This is a genomic window from Flagellimonas lutimaris, assembly GCF_003581615.1.
GTDB classification, from domain to species: Bacteria; Bacteroidota; Bacteroidia; order Flavobacteriales; family Flavobacteriaceae; genus Flagellimonas; species Flagellimonas lutimaris.
Window position 1 is genome coordinate 52,754 of the sequence record NZ_QXFH01000069.1, and the last position, 17,104, is coordinate 69,857.

The following is a 17,104-nucleotide window of genomic DNA, read 5'->3' on the forward strand; positions in this document are numbered from 1 at the left end:
AGAATCATCACTTAATTATGGCAAATATTATTATAACAGGAACTAGTAGGGGAATAGGATTTGAATTGGTCCAGCTTTTTGCCCAAGAAGGGCATCAAGTTCTAGCATTGTCACGTAATGTTGGACCAGTTGATGATTTAGGACTATCCAATGTGCATGCATTTCCTTTTGATTTGGGAAATCCATCCGATTTTGAAAAGGTAAGTAATTTTCTAGAGCAATGGCATGTGGTGGATGTACTTATCAATAATGCTGGGCGATTATTGAACAAGCCTTTTTCGGAAACCACGGCCGAGGAATTTGAAGCTGTTTACAAAGTGAATGTGTTCGGGGTAGCCGAAATGACCAAGACCGTGCTCCCTATGATGGGCAGGGAAGGCCATGTGGTCACGGTCAGTTCCATGGGTGGAGTGCAAGGCAGTATGAAATTCCCTGGGCTGTCAGCATATAGTTCAAGCAAAGGTGCCGTAATAACGCTTACAGAACTATTAGCGGAAGAATATAAAGAAACAGGTCCAAGTTTTAATGTCTTGGCATTGGGTGCGGTACAAACAGAAATGTTGGAAGAGGCATTCCCAGGATACAAAGCACCAACAACTGCAATGGAAATGGCTGCCTACATCAAAGATTTTGCCTTGAACGGACAAAAATTATATAACGGCAAGCTGTTGCAAGTGAGTAATAGTACTCCCTAGAGCAATTTAGGAAGTATTGTATGGATAAACTTGTAACTTTATCCCAGTGAACAACACCCTCCAAAAATATCTTCCCGAGCTTGCAGTAGCTCCTTGTTTTGAGCTCATCAAAACCCATGGTGTACATTTAAAAATCGTAAACCATAGGGTCACAAGACATGGAGATTACCGAAGGTTGCCCAATGGGTTGCATCAGATTACGGTGAATGCCTCATTGAACAAGTATCGATTTCTAATTACACTCGTCCACGAAATTGCACATCTAGTGGCTTTTGAAAAGTATGGTCGCCGAATAAAGCCGCATGGAACGGAATGGAAGCGAACTTTTCAACATTTAATGGTGCCATTCATCAGGCCAGAAGTGTTTCCTGCTCAATTATTGCCTATAATTGCGAGCCATTTTAAAAACCCGAAGGCAAGTAGCAGTACGGATGCCAGATTATCCATCGCACTAAAAGCTTTTGACGAGGAGGAACGGAAGAACAGCTATGTGTACGAATTGCCACAAGGCTGTATTTTTAGGTTGTACAATGGGAAACTGTTCAAAAGGGGAAACAAAAAAGTAAAACGGTACGAATGTATAGAGTTGTCAACTGGCAGATTATATTTGTTTCAGCCTAATGCAGAAGTTGAATTGGTTAAGTAAAGGGTCATATTGACTCTTCTTAATATAAATTAAGGACGTCATTTCGAACGTATGAGGGAAATCTGAAGGGATTCCTGCTTTCGCAGAAATGAAAAAAGGAGAAAAATGAACAAGAATTATTACGCAGTTTTAATGGCAGGAGGGGTAGGTTCCCGATTTTGGCCTGTGAGCACATCATCCAACCCGAAACAGTTTCACGATATGTTGGGGACTGGAAAAACATTGATTCAAAAAACATTTGATCGTTTAAACAGGTTTATTCCCACCGAAAACATTTTGATTCTTACCAATGAACGATATAATGACTTGGTTTTGGAACAGTTGCCAAAGGTAAAGCAGGATCAGGTTGTGCTCGAACCCGCAATGCGAAACACCGCTCCCTGTATTCTGTATGCTTCTTTAAAGATTCAAAAAATGAACCCCAACGCCGTGATGATTGTGGCTCCAAGTGATCACTGGATTGAAGATGAAGCTGCATTTGAAAAGGATGTCACAGCTTGTTTTGATAAATGTGAAAAGGAAAATGCACTTTGTACTTTAGGAATCCAACCCACATTTCCCAACACTGGTTTTGGTTACATCGAATTTGAAAAAGGAAGTGACGAGAACTTGAAAAAGGTATCTCAGTTTAGGGAAAAACCTGATTATGAAACGGCAAAAGAATTTTTAGCACAAGGAAATTTTCTTTGGAACGCAGGAATATTTATGTGGAGTGTAGAAACCATCGTGGATGCCTTCCAAAAGTATCAGCCAACTCAATACGGGTTGTTTGGGGAAGGAATTTCTTGCTATAATACGGAAGACGAGAAGGCTTTTATTCAAGAAAATTATGCCAAAGCAGAAAACATATCCATCGATTATGCTATCTTGGAACAGTCCAAATCCATTTATACGCTGCCTGCGACCTTCGATTGGAACGATTTGGGAACTTGGGGTGCACTGTATGATAAATTGGATAAAGACCGAGATAAAAATGCAGTGGTGAATGCTCAAGTGCTTTTGGAAGATGCCAAAGGCAATATGATTCGTTCTCCAAAAGGGAAAGTTGTTGTGGTCGATGGTTTAGAGGATTATATTATTGTGGATAAAGAAGAAGTACTCTTGATTTATCCAAAGGCCAAACAACAGGATATTAAAAAAGTATTGAACCGAGTAAAGGAAAAATTCGGTGATCAGTTTGCATAATACATGAGCGAAGACCAAAAAAATATGGAGTCTTCTCCTGGCCAAGATAGCGGGGATGAAGTAAAAAAGGATTTTAAGGGGCTGTTGGGAAGTATTCGCAAGTTCCTTTCGGATTTATTGGAAATTCGTTCCAATACCGATGCTGTAGCTACCAAGGAATCCATTATAGCGGATATCCCTTTTAAAGGGCATACCTCTTGGATTTTGGTTTGCTCTATTTTTATAGCATCCATTGGGTTAAATGCAAATTCAACCGCAGTAGTTATTGGAGCCATGTTAATTTCTCCTTTAATGGGTCCCATTTTGGGCATGGGCATGTCCTTGGCCATTAACGATATCGACACTTTGCGAAGATCCCTTAAGAACTTTGCTGTGATGGTAGTTTTGAGCGTTATTACAGCATTTCTTTTCTTCTATCTTTTCCCCCTTAGGGATGAATCCTCCGAGCTTTTAGCCCGAACCAAACCGGACATTCGAGATGTATTGATTGCATTTTTTGGTGGACTTGCACTTGTAATTGCCCGAGCGAAAAAAGGCACCATTGCCAGTGTTATTTTTGGAGTCGCCATAGCAACAGCTTTGATGCCACCACTTTGTACGGTCGGCTTTGGCTTGGCCATAGGAAAACCTTGGTATGCAGCAGGGGCTATGTACCTGTTTATTATCAACACTATTTTTATTGGCTTGGCCACATTTTTGGTCATCAAGTTTTTGAGATTTCCTATGGTGCGCTATGCAAATTCTCAACGTAGAAGACTAATTGCCCGTTTGGCATCCATAACCGGTATTTTGGTAATGATTCCTGCCGGATTCACTTTTTATAAGGTATTTCAAGAATCACTTTTTAAGAAACAGGCGCAGGAGTTTTTGCAGGAAACCGTAGAAGTTTATCAGTTTGATGGTGCAGGAAGATATGTTGACAATCTTACTAAACTGGAATATGCAGATGATGGGACATCAATGATAGAAGTGGTTTTTATGGGTGATGAATTGGTTCCAGATAACATTATCAATACATGGAGGACACAAAAGAATGAATACAATAGGCTTAAGGATGCTGAGCTTAACATTATCCAAGGTGGAAAGGATGATTCCGAAGAAAAGTTCAATTACGTTAGTGAACTCTATGAAAAAAATAAAGCGGAATTGTTGAACAAGGATGAACAAATTCGACTGCTAGAAGAAGAATTGTCCACTTTGACCAAAAACGCGGGCAAGCAAATTCCTTTCCAGGCTATCAGTGCAGAGGCCAAGGCCAATTATGTGAATATTGATGCATTGGGCTTTTCATACCAAGTTCGCACCGATTTTAAAAAAACGGACACCGTTCCGGTTTTTGAGATAGATTGGAAAGATGGTGTGAGTTCCAGTAAAAAAGCTGAAGACTCCAAAAAAATGTTGGCTTGGTTAAAGCTTAGGCTTCAAGACACCACTTTGGTTATTAAAGAAATAGATTGATTTTTTATTCATCTGATGTCTGATGTCTGATGTCTGATGTCTGATGTCTGATGTCTGATGTCTGATGTCTGATATCTGATGTCTGATGTCTAATCAATTCCGTTCCTCAATGTACATTTGCCGTACTTTTTTAAATAGTTCGGAAGAGTAGACAAAATCGGTTACGGCTTTATTATCCGTTTTAAAGATTTCTTTATTTGTTCCTTCCCATTCTTTAAACCCATTTTTAAGGAAGATGATTTTTTCCCCGATTTCCATAACGGAGTTCATATCGTGGGTGTTGATTACCGTTGTTATGTCATATTCTTGGGTAATCTCTTGTATCAGGTTGTCAATTAAAATAGCTGTTTTTGGGTCAAGTCCAGAGTTGGGTTCGTCGCAGAACAAGTATTTGGGATTCATTACAATGGCTCTAGCAATGGCCACCCTTTTTTGCATTCCCCCAGAAATTTCCGCAGGATATCTTTTATGAGCATCAATCAGGTTAACCCGCTTTAAAACAAAATCCACACGATCTTGCTTTTCCGATTGCGACTGGTTGGTGAACATATCCAAAGGGAACATTACATTGCCCTCCACTGTCATGGAATCAAACAGGGCACTTCCTTGGAACACCATGCCCATTTCTTGTCGCAGGTTTCTTCTTTCTTTGGTCGAAAGCTTTGAATAGTATTGGCCGTTATAACAAATTTGTCCTTCGTCCGGTTCAAAAAGACCAAGCAAACATTTGATAAAAACCGTTTTACCTGAGCCACTTTGTCCAATAATTAGGTTTGTCTTTCCCTTTTCGAATACTGTGGAAATACCTTTCAGAACGTGATTGTCCCCAAATGATTTATGAATATTTTCTACTTCTATCATCAGCCCAGCAACAATTGAGTTAATACATAGTTCACAATAATAATTACCACACTGGTCCATACAAAGGATGTTGTGCTGGCCTTTCCTACCTCTAAAGCACCACCTGTCATGTAGAATCCGTGGTAGGAGGGAACGGTTGCAATAACAAAGGCGAACACAATCGATTTAATAAAAGCATAGGTTACATGGTACGAATCAAAATCCATTTGCAGCCCCTGTATAAAATCGCCGCTTGGAGCAAAGCCCCCAAATACGGCTGCCACCCATCCTCCTAAAATGCCGACAAACATGGAAATCGCAACGGCAAAAGGATACAGCATGGTAGCCACAATTTTAGGAAATACAAGGTAGTTCAGTGAGTTGATGCCCATAACTTCGAGAGCATCAATCTGCTCCGTTACCCGCATTGTTCCTATGCTGGATGTAATGTACGACCCAACCTTGCCTGCCATTATTATTGAAGTAAAGGTGGGGGCGAATTCCAAAATCACCGATTGCCTCGTGGCGAATCCAATTAAACTTTTAGGTAGAAGAGGATTGTTTAGGTTGAGCGCTGTTTGAATGGTAACTACACCTCCGATAAAAAAGGAGATAAAAATAATGATGCCCATCGCTCCAAAAATTAGCTCATCGATTTCCTTGAGAATCAAGGTTTTCATGATACGCCACTTGGTAGGTTTTTTAAATACTTCCCAAATCATGATGAAGTATTTTCCAATCGCTTCTAGGTATTTCATGCGTTTTATGGACTTGAGGTGATAAAAATAAGAATATTGTTAAGCATTTAACCTTCATTTAAATTTTTAAACAGGAGAAATCAATAGTTTTGTTGTTATTTGATTAAAACCTAAGCATGAGAACAACCAATCTTATAGTTTCAATTTTAGCATTGTGCATGATCAGTATTTCATATGGTCAGCGTAGAAAAAAGAATACAGAGGAGCCACAACAAGAGCTTATTGCCCAAACACCTAAACTTGTAGTTGGGATTGTGGTGGACCAAATGCGCTATGATTATTTGACCCGTTTTTGGGATCAGTATGGCGATGGAGGCTTTAAAAGAATGGTAAACGAAGGTTTTAACTGTAAGAATAACCATTTTAATTATGCGCCCACAAGTACTGGGCCTGGTCATACATCCGTTTATACTGGGACTACGCCATCCATGCACGGTATTATTGGTAATGATTGGTTCGACAAAGAATCAGGTGAAGATGTGTATTGCGCAGGTGACGATAGTTATGCTTCTGTAGGAACTACGTCCGATGCCGGACAAATGTCACCGCATAGAATGCTTACCACCACCATTACGGATCAGTTGCGTTTGCATACACAAAAAAGGGGAAAAGTAATAGGTGTGGCCTTGAAGGACAGGGGTGCCATTTTACCCGCTGGTCATGCAGCCAATGCAGCCTACTGGTTTGAAGGAGGGGAAACAGGTAACTGGATCACAAGTTCTTATTATATGGATGAGTTGCCACAGTGGGTGGTGGATTTTAATGAATCCAACACAGTAGAAAATTATAAGAAGCCCTGGAATACGCTAAAACCTATTGAGACCTATATGGAAAGTGGTTTGGACGCCAATAATTATGAAGGGTTGCAAAAAGGCGAAACGACCAACACTTTTCCACATGATTTTCCGGCAATTTGGGAACAAAATGGACAATTTGATTTATTGAGAAGAAGTCCTTACGGAAACAGTATCACTGCTGATTTTGCATTGGCAGCTTTGGAAGGTGAAGATTTGGGGGCAGATACCATTACCGATTTCTTGGCTATCAGTTTTTCCAGTACGGATTATGTAGGCCATTTTTATGGAGTAAACTCTAAGGAGATTGAAGATACTTACATTAGGCTAGACCAAGATTTGGCTCGTATTTTTGCCGCTTTGGATGAAAAAGTGGGACAAGGCGAGTATACGGTTTTTTTAACTGCAGATCACGCAGCAATCAATGTGCCTTCTTATTTGATGGATTCCAAAATTCCTGCAGGTTATTTGGATATGGGGGGTATGCAAGCGAAGTTTGCAGAGTTTCTTCAGTACAAATACGGTACAACGGATGTGGTTAGAGACCTTTCCAACTATCAATTGTTTTTGGATCATAAAATCTTGGCGAACTTGGATGTTGACCTTGAGCAGGCACAAAAGAACATTGCCATGGAGCTATTGTCTTATGAAGGAATAGGACAGGTTTACACTGGTTACCAAATGTGGGAGAATGAGTATTCCGAAGGAATCCCGTACATTTTACAGAATGGATACAATCAAAAACGTTCTGGGGATGTGCTTTTGGTGCCGAACACTGGATATATTTCTTACAGTAGAACAGGTTCTACCCATGGTTCCGCCCAAATTTACGATACCCATGTGCCATTATTGCTTTTTGGAAAAGGTATTAAACAGGGAAGTACGGTAAACCGCACGGAGATACCAGATATTGCTCCTACCATTGCTACTTTGTTGGGGATTGCGTTCCCAAATGGGGCTACGGGGCAGCCGATTGGGGAGGTTTTGGATTTTGAGTAAGCTATTTTTTTAAGACAGCCCACTTTTTGACAATCTTTTTGCCGGTTACCAAGTATTGGTAAATTAAAAAATAGATACCGTTGGATAAATGGGCTACACTTAAAGTGGATTTGTTATCTACTTTGCTTTGGGTTTGCTGGTGATACGCTTTCTAATAAATTTATAGATATAATGGTTTGAAAAATCCGGCAAATTGATGGATGACCATTTTCAATCGATGAAAAACTATTTGAGTATCCAGTTATAGTTTTACTGTGTGTTACATGTAGGTGCATTCTCTTATTTTAATAAATAAGAGTTTGTTAAAAATATGATTATCAGTATTTTGATAGAGAAATCTAGATTTTTGACCAAATCCCTTTCCAGCGAAAACTTCGGATAAATTTTCCTTCTTTTTTGGAAACGTACTTTGGTTGTTGTTGAAAGAACGCTTTAAGGTAACCCAAAACTGCTTGGATGTATAAGCTAGGGCTTTTGGCTTGCCATGCCATTTTTAAGGCGGCTATTTTGGTGAGGACAATCCCGTAACCCATTTTGTACATGGCCACACCTTTGATTTGATAGTTTTTAGAACTGTATCCATGTCCCGTAGGGCGGAGGTGTTTTACTTTGAGCTCTGGGAGAGTTAAGGTGTCAAAATCGTGGTATTTGGCCAAAAGGGTGTCTACAGTATCCCAACCCGCTCCTGGGCGTAATCCGCCTATTTTATTGAAGCAAGCTTTATGGTACAACTTTATGGGTCCTCGGATATGGGATTTGTCCGCGATGTTTTCATACACCCAATCGTCACCTTTTTTAATGAACAGGAGTCCGGAGCACATGCCCAGTTTCCAATTGGCCTGAAATTGATTGACGATAAGCTCAAAATAATTTGGAGGTAACACAATATCTGCATCAAACTTTCCGATGAGGTCGTATTCCGAGGTGTGTTCCAAACCAAAATTAAAGGTGTCCACTACTTTTTTTCCGGGAATATGCTCGTCAATCGATTTGCGCCGAAGCACTTTTATCCAGTCATGTTGCTTTGCAAGACTTTGGGCAATTTTAAAAGTATCGTCCGAAGAATTATCGTCCACCAGAATTACTTCATTGGGCAAATAGGTTTGAGATGCAAAAGAGTCCAAGCAATCTTTTAAATAAGATACCTCATTGTGTGCCGGAATAACGATACTGATTCGCATTTGCTAAAAGTCTAAAAATTCGGGCATTTATCCCAAATTACTTTTGGGTCCTTTCGGCATAAACAATATAATACCTGTTTGTAAAGTATCTAAGGATGGGCCTTATCCCAATTTTTTTGGTTGGATTCGTCCATTTGGCCGTGTCTTTGATCGTCCAACCTGCTTTTTCCAAAAGCCAATCAAATTGCCAATCTTCAAATTCGTGGTAGTGACGATCCCATGGGTCTGTTTTACTTCGATATGCTGGTGAAAACCATAATCGCATGGGAATACTGGCTACTAATTTCTCAGCTTTGATTTCTTTGAGCACATTAAAAGGAGCTACCAAATGTTCAAATATTTCAAAGGCAGTTACTACATCGGCATCAGTTTGAGCAGCATTTAGAAAGTTTATATCCAAATCTTCACCCGAGGTGTTTTTTACATTGTACCCTTTGGATTTCATTATTTCTGAAAAAGGATTTTCGACCCCGAGATCCAAAATGGATTCAGAAGTATCAATATGTTTTTGTAGAAACGCTAAAGTATGCTTGTAGCGTTTGTTGGGAAAGTTGTTTTCGTACATTTAGTATCTATAGACAATGGCATTGATGTTCATTCCGGCACCAACGCTTGCAAAGATAACAACATCTCCCTTTTTTACTTCATGTTCGGGTAGTTTACCCTTAAGAACCATATCGTACAGGGTAGGTACTGTGGCTACGGAACTATTCCCCAAATCCTGAATGCTCATGGGCATTATATTTTCGGGCATCGTTTTTCCATAGATTTTATAGAACCTTTTAATGATGGCCTCATCCATTTTTTCATTGGCTTGATGGATGAAAATTTTCTTGACATCGTCAATGTCCACTCCACTATCATCTAAACATGAAGCCATGGCTTTTGGTACATTAAGGCAGGCAAATTCATAAATTTTTCTCCCTTGCATTTTAATATATCGAGTATCCTTACAAGCAGTAGGGCTATTGGACTTGTCAAAGTATAGATAATAGGCTTCCTCATTGGCATAGGTTAGCGATGCATGCGACAATATTTCACCGTTTGAGGTATTGGATTCCAAAATGGTGGCTCCAGCTCCATCGGAAAAGATCATACTGTCCCTATCATGATGGTCTACTACTCTGGAAAGCGTTTCTCCTCCAATGACCAAGCATTTTTTTGCCATTCCGCTTTTAATGAATGCAGTGGCTTGTATCACGCCTTCAATCCATCCTGGACAACCAAAAATCACATCGTATGCCACACATTTTGGATTTTGGATGCGTAATAAATGTTTTACTCGGGAGGCAAGGCTGGGTAGGGTGTCTCCTTGTATTTTTCCCGGAGTGAGGTCCCCAAAATTATGCGCAAATATGATGTAGTCCAGTTCTTCTTTGTCAATTCCAGCGTTTGAAATGGCTTCTTCTGCTGCCAAAAAACCAATATCAGAAGTTTTTAAATCGGGTTTGACGTACCGTCGGTTGGCTATGCCTGTTATGGCCTCGAATTTTTCAATTATCACGTTGTTCTGGTGTTCAAAAGCCGACCCATCGGTCTCCATAAATTCATGATTCAAAAAATCTTCGTTTTTGGTTATAATGGAAGGAATATAACTTCCGGTACCTGTAATGCCAATTTTCATTTTGTAAAGGGGTTTTTAATCACAACAAGTTAAAGTATTAAGACTAGTAGTACTATGCGTGCATAACAGTTGTTACAATGTTCAAAAGATAGCCTTTATGTTGCGGTATATAAAAAAAGCCTTGCTCTAATTTAAGAATCAAGGCTTTTATCAATGTTTACAATGGTTTTTAGACTTCCATATACTCTTCGATCGGCGTACAGGTGCACATTAAATTACGATCCCCAAACGCTTCATCTGTTCTTCTAATACTTGGCCAAAACTTATTTTCAGCTACATAAGGTAATGGGAAAGCGGCCTTTTCCCTGCTATACGGGTGACTCCAAGAATCATTTGTTAACATTCCCAAGGTGTGCGGGGCATTTTTCAGGACATTGTCTGTTTCTTCGGCAGAAGCTTCATCAATTTCCTCTCTGATAGCTAGTAATGCATCACAGAATCTGTCCAATTCAGCCCGGCTTTCACTTTCCGTTGGTTCGATCATTAACGTTCCTGCAACGGGGAAAGAAACCGTAGGAGCATGGAATCCGTAATCGATAAGGCGTTTGGCAATATCAGTTACTTCAATACCATTTGTTTTGAAAGGTCTACAGTCAATGATCATCTCATGGGCGGCACGTCCACGTTCACCGGTATAAAGTACATCAAACTTGCCCTTTAAACGGTCTTTAATATAATTGGCGTTTAAAATAGCAGCTTCTGTGGCTTTAGGAAGTCCTTCTGAACCTAACATTTTAATGTATCCGTAAGAAATCAAACAAACCAATGAACTTCCCCAAGGTGCAGCGGAAATCGCAGTTATTGCATTTTCTCCGCCAGTTTCAATTACTGGATTGGAAGGAAGGAAAGGTTTTAATTGCTCTGCAACACAAATAGGTCCAACTCCGGGACCTCCACCGCCATGTGGTATGGCAAAGGTCTTGTGCAAGTTCAAATGACAAACATCGGCTCCTATGGTTGCGGGATTGGTCAATCCCACTTGTGCATTCATATTGGCACCGTCCATATATACTTGTCCACCATTATCATGGATGAGTTTTGTAATCTGTTTGATGGATGATTCAAAAACACCATGAGTAGAAGGGTAAGTGACCATTAATGCAGCTAAGTTGTCTGCATGTTGCTCTACTTTTGCAGTCAAGTCATCCATGTCGATGTTTCCTTTGTCATCGGTTTTGGTAACGACTACTTTCATGCCTGCCATTACAGCTGAAGCGGGATTGGTTCCGTGAGCAGAGGCTGGAATTAAACAAATGTTTCTGTGTTCTTCTCCTCTTGATTTGTGATAGGCACGGATGACCATAAGTCCGGCGTATTCTCCTTGTGCTCCAGAATTGGGTTGAAGCGATGTGGCAGAAAATCCAGTGATTACGTTCAATTGTTCTTCAAGTGATTTCAGTACCTCTTGGTATCCTTCAGCTTGGTTTACAGGAACAAAAGGGTGGATGTTACCCCATTCCGCCCAACTTAAAGGCAGCATTTCCGAAGCGGCATTCAGTTTCATGGTGCAGCTTCCCAAAGAAATCATAGATTGGTTCAATGCCAAATCCTTACGCTCCAGTTTTTTGATGTAGCGCATCAATTCTGTTTCGGAATGATAGGAATTGAACACTTGGTGCTGCATGAATGGAGCCTGTCTTTGTAAGGTCGATGGGATTTTCCCGTCACCAATGGCATTTTCAATGAATGTATCCTCTTTATGTTCTGTAAAGAGCATAAACAATTTCATCAACTTGATTACGTCTTCATTAGAGGTAGCTTCGTTCAAGGAAATTGAAATGGTCTTATCATCAACATAATTAAAGTTAATGCTGGACGATTCGGCCATCTGCTTGATTTTGGAAGTATCTCCCACTTCAATCTTCAATGTGTCGAAAAAGGAAGTGTTCAATTGCTTTAAACCAAATTTCTCAACTGCCGAGGCAATGGTGCAGGCCTGTCCATGCACTTTTTTGGCAATATATTTCAGACCCTCAGGGCCATGGTAAACGGCATACATTCCTGCCATAACGGCCAAAAGTACTTGAGCCGTACAGATGTTGGAAGTTGCTTTGTCCCTCTTTATATGTTGCTCCCTCGTCTGAAGTGCCATACGAAGGGCCGGGTTTCCATCGGTATCTTTGGTGATTCCTATAATTCTGCCGGGAATATTTCTTTTGTATGCTTCTTTGGTGGCAAAAAATGCGGCGTGTGGGCCACCATAGCCCAATGGAATCCCAAAACGTTGTGTGGTGCCAACAACTGCATCTACTCCCCATTCTCCCGGAGGAGTCAGCATTACCAAACTTAAAATATCTGCGGCAACCGCTACTTTAATTTCTTTGGCCTTGGCTTTTTCCACAAAGGATGCATAATCATTTACTTGACCATGTTTTCCCGGGTATTGCAATAATGCACCAAAGAACTTATCAGAAAAATCAAAATCTTCATGATTACCCAAAACCAACTCTATACCTAAGGGCGTAGCACGTGTTTCGAGCAAACTCATGGTTTGGGGAAGTATTTCTTCAGAAACGAAGAATTTTACAACATCGCCCTTTTTTTGTTGGCGGCTACGCACCTCGAACAGCATGCTCATGGCTTCTGCGGCAGCGGTACTTTCGTCCAAAAGAGAGGCATTGGCAAGTTCCATACCGGTAAGATCGCTTACCATGGTTTGGAAGTTTAAAAGAGCTTCCAATCTACCTTGGGCAATCTCCGCTTGGTACGGTGTGTAGGCGGTATACCAACCTGGATTTTCCAGAATATTTCTTTTGATGACCGATGGCGTAAGGGACTCATGGTACCCTAAACCAATATAGGTTTTAAAAACCTTGTTCTTTTTGGCCAAATCTTGTAGGTGATTTAGGAACTCATGTTCGCTAATACCTTCTGGAAGATCTAGTGGTCTTTTTAATTTGATGTCATCGGGAATGGTCTCATTAATGAGTTGTTCCACATTTTCCACCCCAATGGTTTCAAGCATGTGGGGTAAGTCTCTTTCTGTGATGCCAATGTGTCTGGCGGCAAAAACCTCTGTGTTCATGTTCAATCCAATAAAGTGCACAAAATTAGGGATTAATTCGATGAAAATGGTCAATTTTGAAAGACTCTGAACCAAAGTTGTTAACCACAAGTTAACCTTTGGGAAAATGCACTAGATTTTACTCCATGCGAACCTTAAAGGCTTTTTTCGATTTTTATCTGGATGCGAGCATTCATGTGGCTGTAGCGGTGATTTCAATGGCTGGGGTTACCTTTCATCTTTTGGGGAGTTCGTCGGACATTGACCTTTTAGGTTTTATTTTTTTTAGTGTGATTGTTTGTTACAATTTTATCAAGTATGGAGTGGAAGCCTACAAATACCTAATTGTGTCCAACGCCTACCATAAAATCATTCAAATATTCAGTTTTATATCCTTTGCCTTTGCCATTTACTTTTTGATTCAATTGGATGAGGAAATTTGGCTGGCTACCGTTGTTTTGGGTGTACTTTCTGCCCTGTATGCGGTTCCATTGTTGCCAAGAGCCAAGAACTTACGGAATTTGGCAGGGTTGAAAATATATATTGTGGCCTTTGTTTGGGCCGGTTTTTCGGTTTTGCTACCAGTTTTGGATGCCAATATGTCTTTAAATTGGGATTTTTCGGTAACGTTTATTCAAAGGATGCTATTGGTTTTAGTACTTATTCTACCTTTTGAGATTAGGGATATGCAATGGGACCATAAAAGTCTCCGAACATTGCCTCAAGTACTTGGAATTAAAAATACGAAGCGATTGGGAATTGGTATTGCCCTGATGTTTTTCCTGTTGACTTTTTTGAAGGATGAACTACATCAGCTTGAAATTGCACTTCGGTTAGTTTTGTCAGCAGCCCTTGTTCTTGTACTTTGTTCGGGAAAGCGATTGCAGTCAAGATATTTTGTAATGTTTTGGGTGGAGGCAATACCGATTTTCTGGTTTCTTCTGTTTTGGTGGACTGAAAATTATTTTTAGATCTTATCTTCTAGGTCTCTTTTCATTTTTTTCTTGTCATCATCAGATAGCATGGTAAGTCCAGCTCTATCACATAGTGAAGTTAGTTCGCTATTCTTTTTGGAGTACGCGCGGCAAACCTTGCAATATGTTAGGTGGATGCGAAGTTTAATGATGTCCCACAAATTAGCCTCCTTATATTGGGACTTGTCACAAATGCCTGATGCCTCTTTACATGAAATCTTCATACCTAAAACCAATTTTCGTTTAAACAACCCATGAGTGCCGTCCTTGCTCTATGGATCATTACCCACAGATTGGACGGATTTATATCCAGTTCATTACAAACATCTTCAGTGCTCATGCCTTGAATTGTTTTCAATTTGAAAACCAAAGCCTGTTTTTGAGGTAGTTTTGTGATACAATCTTGAATTGCAGACCCCAATTCTTCATTTTCAAGCACGTTGTCACCATCTTTGCTATAAGGGTCGGCCACTTGCTGTTCCAGCCAATCACCTTCAGCTTCCGAATCGGAACTGTAGTTCATGCGTACTTCTGCTTTTCCTTTTTTGGAGTTTATTTTTCGGTAATGGTCTATTACTTTTCGTTTAAGTATAGATACCAACCACGTGCGTTCGGCAGCATCACCTTTGTAGTTCTTGGCCGAGTTGAGACCTGCAAAAAAGGTTTCCTGCACCAAGTCTTTTGCAATTTCCGCATCGCTAACACGAGAAACTGCATAGTTGAACAGGTAATCCGCATATTGGTCTACCCAATGGTCTGGTTGAAGTTTGTGTTTGGCCATATTCCTATCGAATTACCAAATGTAATGGTTTTTGGACATATAATTCCATGGTTGGGAATGTGTTAGACGCATCCCTGATAATATGCTAACAGTAAACTCGCTATATTAACTGTTTTTTAGGATATTACGGAATTTAATTGTTGGTCTCAACAAGTCCTGCACGCTCTAACAAGGCATCAATGTTTGGCTCTGCACCTCTAAATCGTTTGTACAGTTCCATAGGATTTTCGGTACCACCTTTGGATAGCACATGCTCCTTGAATTTGTCCGCTACCATTTTGCTGAATATTCCATTTTCCTTAAAATGGGCAAAGGCGTCCGCATCTAAAACCTCGGCCCATTTATAACTGTAGTATCCGGAAGAATACCCACCTTGAAAAATATGGGCGAAAGATGTGCTCATGCAAGTTTCCGGTGTTTCTGGGAACAAATTGGTGCTCTCAAAAGCCTTGGCCTCATAGGCTTTTACATCTTCTATATTTGACGGGTCTTTTCCGTGCCAAGCCATGTCCAATATTCCAAAACTTAATTGGCGGACAGTAGCCATACCTTCTTGAAAAGTGGCAGACTCCTTGATTTTCTCTACTAATTCCATAGGAATCAATTCACCGGTTTCATAATGATGGGCAAAAAGCTCCAAGGCCTCTTTTTCGTAGCACCAGTTCTCCATCACTTGACTTGGAAGCTCTACAAAATCCCAATACACAGAGGTGCCAGATAAGCTTGGATAGGTAGTGTTGGCCAACATCCCGTGCAAGGCGTGCCCAAATTCGTGGAATAGTGTGGTTACCTCATTAAACGTTAATAAGGATGGTTTTGAGCTGGTAGGTTTTGTAAAATTGCACACATTGGAAATATGTGGTCTACTGTTTTTTCCACCCAAGGTATATTGTGGTTTAAAGGAGGTCATCCAAGCGCCACCACGTTTTCCGGGTCTAGGGTGGAAATCGGCATAAAACAAGGATATGAAGTTATCATTTTCATACACTTCAAAGGTTTTTACTTCTTCGTGGTATTTGTCCACATGGTCAATTTCTTTAAACGTAAGTCCGAATAACTTTTCTGCAACTTTGAACACCCCACTGATCACATTTTCCAGTTTGAAATAGGGCTTCAACTTTTCATCGTCCAAATTGAACAGCTTTTGCTTCAATTTTTCTGAATAATAAGCGCTGTCCCATTTTTCCAAGTGGTCAATCCCATCGAGTTCTTTGGCAAAGCCTTCCAGTTCCGCAAACTCTCTTTCTGCAGCTGGTTTTGCTTTTTCCAATAGTTCGCTTAAAAAATCCAGTACTTTTTCCGGAGTTTCGGCCATGCGTTCTTCGAGTACAAAATGTGCATGGGTCTTATAGCCCAAAAGATTGGCCCGTTCAAAGCGAAGGTTCACTATACGTTTTACATTTGCTTGATTGTCCAGCTCATCATTGTGGAATCCTTTGCTACCAAATGCCAAAGAAAGCTCCTTGCGCAATTCCCTGTTCTTTGCGTATTTCATAAACGGGATATAGCTCGGATAATCCAAAGTGATCAACCAACCCTCTTTGCCTTTGGATTCGGCCAATTGGGCTGCAGCTTCTTTGACTCCCTCAGGAAGTCCTTCTATATCTTTTTCGTCCGTGAGCAACATTTCATATTTGTTTGTCTCGGCCAGAACATTTTCGCCAAATGTCAATTTTAATTTGGACAGTTCTGCATCTATTTCACGAAGACGTTTTTTATCCTCTTCATTAAGGTTAGCCCCGTTTCTACTAAAGTTCTTGTATTTCTTCTCCAGAAGTGTCTGCTGTTCTTTTGTCAAATCCAACAAATCTCGTTGTTCATAAACAGTTTTGATACGCTCAAAAAGCCCTTGGTTCAGAGTGATGTCATTGCTGAACTCTGACAAAAGGGGGGATACTTCTTGGGCGATTTTCTGAATTTCCTCATTGGTCTCCGCAGAATTCAAGTTGAAAAAAACACTGGAGATACGGTCCAATTGTTGTCCGGAAAAATCCAAAGCTTCCAACGTATTTTTAAAAGTCGGTGGCTCCGGGTTATGTACAATAGCATCGATTTCCTTTTTGGTGTCCTCAATAGCTTGAAGAAAGGCAGGTTTAAAATGTTCGTTTTTTATTTTTGAAAATGGAGCTTGATTAAAAGGCTCCAAAAGTGGATTGCTCATACTT

The 17,104-nt window shown here is 40.3% G+C and carries 15 protein-coding genes; 6 read left to right on the forward strand and 9 right to left on the reverse strand.

Translation table 11 applies throughout. From position 1 onward, the window contains the following. Positions 1–17 precede the first annotated feature (17 nt). The 4 genes from D2V08_RS03630 to D2V08_RS03645 all read left to right on the forward strand — a co-directional run bounded on the left by D2V08_RS03630 (position 18) and on the right by D2V08_RS03645 (position 3,984). Positions 18–695, forward strand: coding sequence for an SDR family NAD(P)-dependent oxidoreductase (locus D2V08_RS03630; protein WP_119606737.1), 678 nt, complete (start codon positions 18–20; stop codon positions 693–695). A gap of 46 nt (positions 696–741) precedes the next feature. Next, positions 742–1,341 carry a SprT-like domain-containing protein gene (locus D2V08_RS03635; protein WP_119606738.1) on the forward strand — a complete coding sequence of 200 codons (600 nt, stop codon included), beginning with the start codon at positions 742–744 and terminating at the stop codon, positions 1,339–1,341. A gap of 105 nt (positions 1,342–1,446) precedes the next feature. Continuing rightward, positions 1,447–2,526, forward strand: a complete 1,080-nt coding sequence (locus tag D2V08_RS03640) for a mannose-1-phosphate guanylyltransferase (RefSeq protein WP_119606739.1) — start codon at positions 1,447–1,449, stop codon at positions 2,524–2,526. A 3-nt stretch (positions 2,527–2,529) separates the two neighbouring features. Then, positions 2,530–3,984, forward strand: coding sequence for a DUF389 domain-containing protein (locus tag D2V08_RS03645; RefSeq protein WP_119606740.1), 1,455 nt, complete (start codon positions 2,530–2,532; stop codon positions 3,982–3,984). Positions 3,985–4,077: 93 nt separating this feature from the next. On the opposite strand, the gene D2V08_RS03650 is transcribed toward D2V08_RS03645, so the two are convergent. After that, positions 4,078–4,845 carry an ABC transporter ATP-binding protein gene (locus tag D2V08_RS03650; protein WP_119606741.1) on the reverse strand — a complete coding sequence of 256 codons (768 nt, stop codon included), beginning with the start codon at positions 4,843–4,845 and terminating at the stop codon, positions 4,078–4,080. Continuing rightward, positions 4,845–5,582 (reverse strand): MlaE family ABC transporter permease, encoded by a 738-nt coding sequence (locus tag D2V08_RS03655; protein WP_119606742.1) that lies wholly within the window; start codon positions 5,580–5,582, stop codon positions 4,845–4,847. Before D2V08_RS03655 ends, D2V08_RS03650 begins: the two co-directional genes overlap by 1 nt. A gap of 116 nt (positions 5,583–5,698) precedes the next feature. Between D2V08_RS03655 and pafA the strand changes: the two genes are divergently transcribed. Continuing rightward, positions 5,699–7,375, forward strand: a complete 1,677-nt coding sequence (gene pafA / locus D2V08_RS03660; protein WP_119606743.1) for an alkaline phosphatase PafA — start codon at positions 5,699–5,701, stop codon at positions 7,373–7,375. 338 nt (positions 7,376–7,713) lie between these two features. Here pafA and D2V08_RS03665 read toward each other — a convergent pair whose 3' ends face one another. From D2V08_RS03665 to gcvP, 4 genes are all read right to left on the reverse strand, one after another. Then, on the reverse strand, positions 7,714–8,556 hold the full coding sequence (locus D2V08_RS03665; protein ID WP_119606744.1) for a glycosyltransferase family 2 protein: 843 nt from the start codon (positions 8,554–8,556) through the stop codon (positions 7,714–7,716). A gap of 37 nt (positions 8,557–8,593) precedes the next feature. Further along, positions 8,594–9,121, reverse strand: coding sequence for a class I SAM-dependent methyltransferase (locus D2V08_RS03670; RefSeq protein WP_119606745.1), 528 nt, complete (start codon positions 9,119–9,121; stop codon positions 8,594–8,596). After that, entirely contained in the window at positions 9,122–10,180 is a 1,059-nt protein-coding gene (locus tag D2V08_RS03675; RefSeq protein ID WP_119606746.1) for a 3-oxoacyl-ACP synthase III family protein, read from the reverse strand. Positions 10,181–10,349: 169 nt separating this feature from the next. Further along, on the reverse strand, positions 10,350–13,205 hold the full coding sequence (gene gcvP / locus D2V08_RS03680) for an aminomethyl-transferring glycine dehydrogenase (protein WP_119606873.1): 2,856 nt from the start codon (positions 13,203–13,205) through the stop codon (positions 10,350–10,352). A gap of 125 nt (positions 13,206–13,330) precedes the next feature. Here gcvP and D2V08_RS03685 point away from each other — a divergent pair, with 125 nt between their 5' ends. Beyond that, positions 13,331–14,155, forward strand: coding sequence for a UbiA prenyltransferase family protein (locus D2V08_RS03685; RefSeq protein WP_119606747.1), 825 nt, complete (start codon positions 13,331–13,333; stop codon positions 14,153–14,155). Here D2V08_RS03685 and D2V08_RS03690 read toward each other — a convergent pair. The 3 genes from D2V08_RS03690 to D2V08_RS03700 form a co-directional block, all read right to left on the reverse strand. After that, positions 14,152–14,382, reverse strand: a complete 231-nt coding sequence (locus tag D2V08_RS03690; protein WP_119606748.1) for a hypothetical protein — start codon at positions 14,380–14,382, stop codon at positions 14,152–14,154. The two genes, D2V08_RS03685 and D2V08_RS03690, sit on opposite strands and share 4 nt — an antisense overlap. A 2-nt stretch (positions 14,383–14,384) precedes the next feature. Then, positions 14,385–14,939 carry a sigma-70 family RNA polymerase sigma factor gene (locus tag D2V08_RS03695; RefSeq protein ID WP_119606749.1) on the reverse strand — a complete coding sequence of 185 codons (555 nt, stop codon included), beginning with the start codon at positions 14,937–14,939 and terminating at the stop codon, positions 14,385–14,387. A 133-nt stretch (positions 14,940–15,072) separates the two neighbouring features. Then, a complete protein-coding gene (locus tag D2V08_RS03700) occupies positions 15,073–17,100 on the reverse strand; it encodes a M3 family metallopeptidase (RefSeq protein WP_119606750.1) in 2,028 nt (675 codons plus the stop codon). Positions 17,101–17,104 lie beyond the last annotated feature (4 nt).